The following is a 3,513-nucleotide window of genomic DNA, read 5'->3' as shown; positions in this document are numbered from 1 at the left end:
GCGCGTTCTGGGCCCCCCCGCCCCCGGGCCCCCGGCCCGCGCCGCCCGCCCCCGCCCGCAGGTTAGGGGGTGGGGCGGGATTGGGCGAGGGTGGCGAAGGCGGTCAGGGAGTCGGGGTTGGCCAGGGCGCCCTTGGCGGCGGCCTGGTCGACCGGGGTGCCGGTGAGGATCCTCTTGACCGGGACCTCCAGCTTCTTCGCCGACAGGGTGCGGGGCACCGCGCGGACCTGGTGGATCTCGTCCGGGACGTGCCGGGGCGAGAGGGCGGTCCGCAGCTCGCGGGAGATCGTCGCGCGCAGGTCGTCGGCGAGGGTCAGGCCGTCGGCGAGCACCACGAAGAGCAGCAGCTCACCGGCGCCGCCCTCGTCGTCCTCCAGGTGCACCACCACCGAGTCGACGACCTCGTCCAGCCCCTCCACCACCGAGTAGAACTCGGCGGTGCCCAGACGGACGCCGCCCCGGTTCAGGGTGGCGTCGGAGCGACCGGTGATCACGCAGCCGCCGCGCGCGTTGATGGTGATCCAGTCGCCGTGTCGCCACACTCCGGGATAGACGTCGAAGTACGCCTCCCGGTAGCGGCTCCCGTCGGGGTCGTTCCAGAAGCCCACCGGCATGCTCGGCATCGGCGCGGTGATGACCAGTTCGCCCAGTTCGCCGATGACCGGGGTGCCGTCGGCCGAGCGGGCCTCCACCTTGGCGCCGAGCGCCCGGCAGGTGATCTCACCGGCGTGCACCGGCAGCAGCGGCACCCCGCCGACGAAGCCGGTGCACACGTCGGTGCCGCCGGACAGGGACTGGAGTTGCAGGTCGGTGCCGACCGACTCGTACACCCAGGTGAAGCCCTCGGCGGGCAGCGGCGCACCGGTCGATCCCAGCCCGCGCAGCGCGGACAGGTCGGCGATCTCACGCGGCACCAGGCCCGCCTTGCGACAGGCCAGCAGGTACGGCGCCGAGGTGCCGAAGTAGGTGGTGCCGGTCTCCTCGGCCAACCGCCACAGCCCGCCCAGGTCCGGGTGGCCCGGGTTGCCGTCGAACAGCACGATCGTCGCGCCCACCGCCGGGCCGGAGACCAGGAAGTTCCACATCATCCAGCCGGTGGTGGTGAACCAGAAGAACCGGTCGGCCGGACCGAGGTCGTGGTGCAGGGCGAGCATCTTGAGATGCTCCAGCAGGATGCCGCCGTGCCCGTGCACGATCGGCTTGGGCAGCCCGGTGGTGCCCGAGGAGTAGAGCACGTACAGCGGGTGGTCGAACGGGACCGGGGTGAACGTCGCCGGCTCGTCGGTCGGCGCGGCCAGGTCGGCCCAGGAGAGCGCGTCCGCCGGAGGCGGGGTCGACGGGTCGAGGTAGGCGATGCTCACCGTATGCCGCAGCGACGGCAGCGCGGCCCGGATCGCGGCCACCTCGGCACGCCGGTCCACCGGCTTGTCGCCGTAGCGGTAGCCGTCCACCGCGACCAGCACGGTCGGCTCGATCTGCTGCCAACGGTCGGTGACACTGCGGGTGCCGAACTCCGGCGCACACGAGGAGAAGATCGCCCCGAGGCTGGCCGTGGCCAGCAGCAGCACGTACGTCTCGGGGATGTTCGGCGCGTACGCGGCCACCCGGTCGCCGGTGCCCACGCCGAGCCGGCGCAGCCCGGCGGCCACCCGACGGACCTGCTCGCGCAGCTCGGCGGCGGTCAGCGTGACCGGCGCGCGGGTCTGCGAGTACGCGATCACCACCGGGTCGTCGTCGGCCCGGCCGGGCATCCGCAGCACGTTCTCGGCGTAGTTGAGCGTGGCGTCGGGGAACCACCGCGCCCCCGGCATGTCGCGCGCGGCCAGCGTGGCGGTCGGCGGGGTGTGCGCGACGACCTCGAAGTGGTCCCAGATCGAGCGCCAGAAGGCGTCCAGGTCGGTGACCGACCACTGCCAGAGCGCCTCGTAGTCGGCGAATTCGAGCCCTCGGTGCTCGGCCAGCCACCGCAGGTACGTCCCGATGCGTGAGCGCTGGAGCACGTCCGCCGGCGGCGTCCACAGCACGTCCGTCACTGGTCCACTCCTCCCCTGGCCCGGCACGACGCTGTGCCGTGGGCCGTGGCGTCATCCTAAGGAAGGGCACCTTGTTAACGCCTGCGGTAGTACCGGGGTCCCCTGCTAACACAAACCGCTCAGCCGGACTCGCCCCGGGCGTCCTGGATGGCGCGGCGGCGGGCCAGCCGGTGGGCGCGGCGGATCTCCGCCTCGCGCCAGCGACGTTCGTCCTCCGGCGTCTCCGGCAGCACCGGCCGCACCGCCCGTGGCGCGCCGCCCACCTCGACGCCGACGAAGACGAGGTACGCGGTGGCCACCCGCACCGCCTCCGCCTCGGCCGAGTCCCAGCGCTCGGCCATCACCCGTACGCCGACCTCCATCGACGTCGAACCGGTCCAGTTGATCTGGGCGTACGCGTGGATCAGGTCGCCGACCCGGACCGGCTCGGAGAAGACGATCTCGTCGATCGCGGCGGTGACCGCCGTACCCCCGCTGTGTCGGGCCGCGGCGGCACCGGCAACGTCGTCCACGAACTTCATCAACACCCCGCCGTGCACGGTGCCGTAGAGGTTCACGTCGACCGCCGTCATGATCCGGCTGAGGGTCACACGGGAGTACGACGTCGGCTTGCCCGGTGGCGCGGCGGAGGGGTGCTCGGTCATGGCGGAAACGGTACGGTGCGCGGATGCGACATCTGTGGAGCTTCCTCGCCGGGCTGGTGGTGGCACCGGTCACCTGGGTGCTGGTCACCCTGGGGCAGGACGGGTCGGCCGGGACGGTCGACCGGTGGGTGGAGATCGGCACCTCGAACACGGCAAACCTGATCGAACCGGCCGTTTATCTCGCCGTCGGCGGAATCGTGTTGGGCCTGCTCGGCACACTGCGCATCTCACCGCTCGGCCCGCTGGTGGCCGGGCTGCTGCTGATCACCCCGTACGTCGGGCTGTTCGTCGCGCCCTTCCGGGTTCGCGAGCGGATCCCGGCCGACTGGGAGTTCCTCGGCGACCCGTTGCCGCTGCGGTTGCCGGTGCAGAACGGCACCCTGTTCCTGATCGGCCTGCTGCTGCTGATGGCGACGTTCAGCGGGCAGCGGTGGCGGCGCTGGCCGACGCCCGCACCGGTGGTGCCGCCGCCGGCCGAGGCGACGACCCAGGACCTGCCGGTGACCGAGTGGCCGCCCCCGCAGGCGGCGGAACGGGACACCGAGCCGCTGAGCCTCGGCTACCCGGACCCGGACGACACGCCGACCGAGCCGCTGCCCCGGCGTACCAGTGGGACGTCGCCCTGGTCGGCACCGCCCGGCAGCCTGCCGCGACGCGACGACGCGACCAACTGATCGAACGGAGAGAAGGGCTCCGCCCGGTGGCCGTGTGCCGCCGGGCGGAGCCCTCCGTCGTCAGTCCTTGAGCAACTGGCGGGCCATCACGATGCGCTGTACCTGGTTGGTGCCCTCGTAGATCTGGGTGATCTTGGCGTCGCGCATCATCCGCTCGACCGG

General features: G+C 72.5%; 4 protein-coding genes. 1 reads left to right on the top strand and 3 read right to left on the bottom strand.

Features of this window, described 5'->3' with window-relative positions:
- Window positions 1-62: 62 nt before the first annotated feature.
- Together ABT008_RS30335 and ABT008_RS30330 are read right to left on the bottom strand one after the other, a co-directional pair.
- On the bottom strand, window positions 63-2,033 hold the full coding sequence (locus tag ABT008_RS30335; RefSeq protein WP_350700718.1) for an acetoacetate--CoA ligase: 1,971 nt from the start codon (window positions 2,031-2,033) through the stop codon (window positions 63-65).
- A gap of 119 nt (window positions 2,034-2,152) precedes the next feature.
- Window positions 2,153-2,677 carry an acyl-CoA thioesterase gene (locus ABT008_RS30330; protein WP_350700717.1) on the bottom strand — a complete coding sequence of 175 codons (525 nt, stop codon included), beginning with the start codon at window positions 2,675-2,677 and terminating at the stop codon, window positions 2,153-2,155.
- 23 nt (window positions 2,678-2,700) lie between these two features.
- Here ABT008_RS30330 and ABT008_RS30325 point away from each other — a divergent pair, with 23 nt between their 5' ends.
- Entirely contained in the window at window positions 2,701-3,351 is a 651-nt protein-coding gene (locus ABT008_RS30325; protein ID WP_350700715.1) for a hypothetical protein, read from the top strand.
- A gap of 60 nt (window positions 3,352-3,411) precedes the next feature.
- Here ABT008_RS30325 and ABT008_RS30320 read toward each other — a convergent pair.
- Window positions 3,412-3,513: acyl-CoA dehydrogenase family protein (locus ABT008_RS30320; protein ID WP_350700720.1), on the bottom strand; the 102-nt coding region annotated here is incomplete at its 5' end.

Source organism: Micromonospora sp. NPDC002389 (assembly GCF_040296095.1).
GTDB lineage: Bacteria > Actinomycetota > Actinomycetes > Mycobacteriales > Micromonosporaceae > Micromonospora.
This window is presented reverse-complemented; position numbering and strand designations above follow the sequence as displayed.

What these genes read in the sequence shown, in the direction of transcription:
- ABT008_RS30330 (WP_350700717.1), bottom strand. Translation starts at nt 2,677, where the DNA reads ATGACCGAGCACCCCTCCGCCGCGCCACCGGGCAAGCCGACGTCGTAC.
- ABT008_RS30325 (WP_350700715.1), top strand. Translation starts at nt 2,701, where the DNA reads ATGCGACATCTGTGGAGCTTCCTCGCCGGGCTGGTGGTGGCACCGGTC.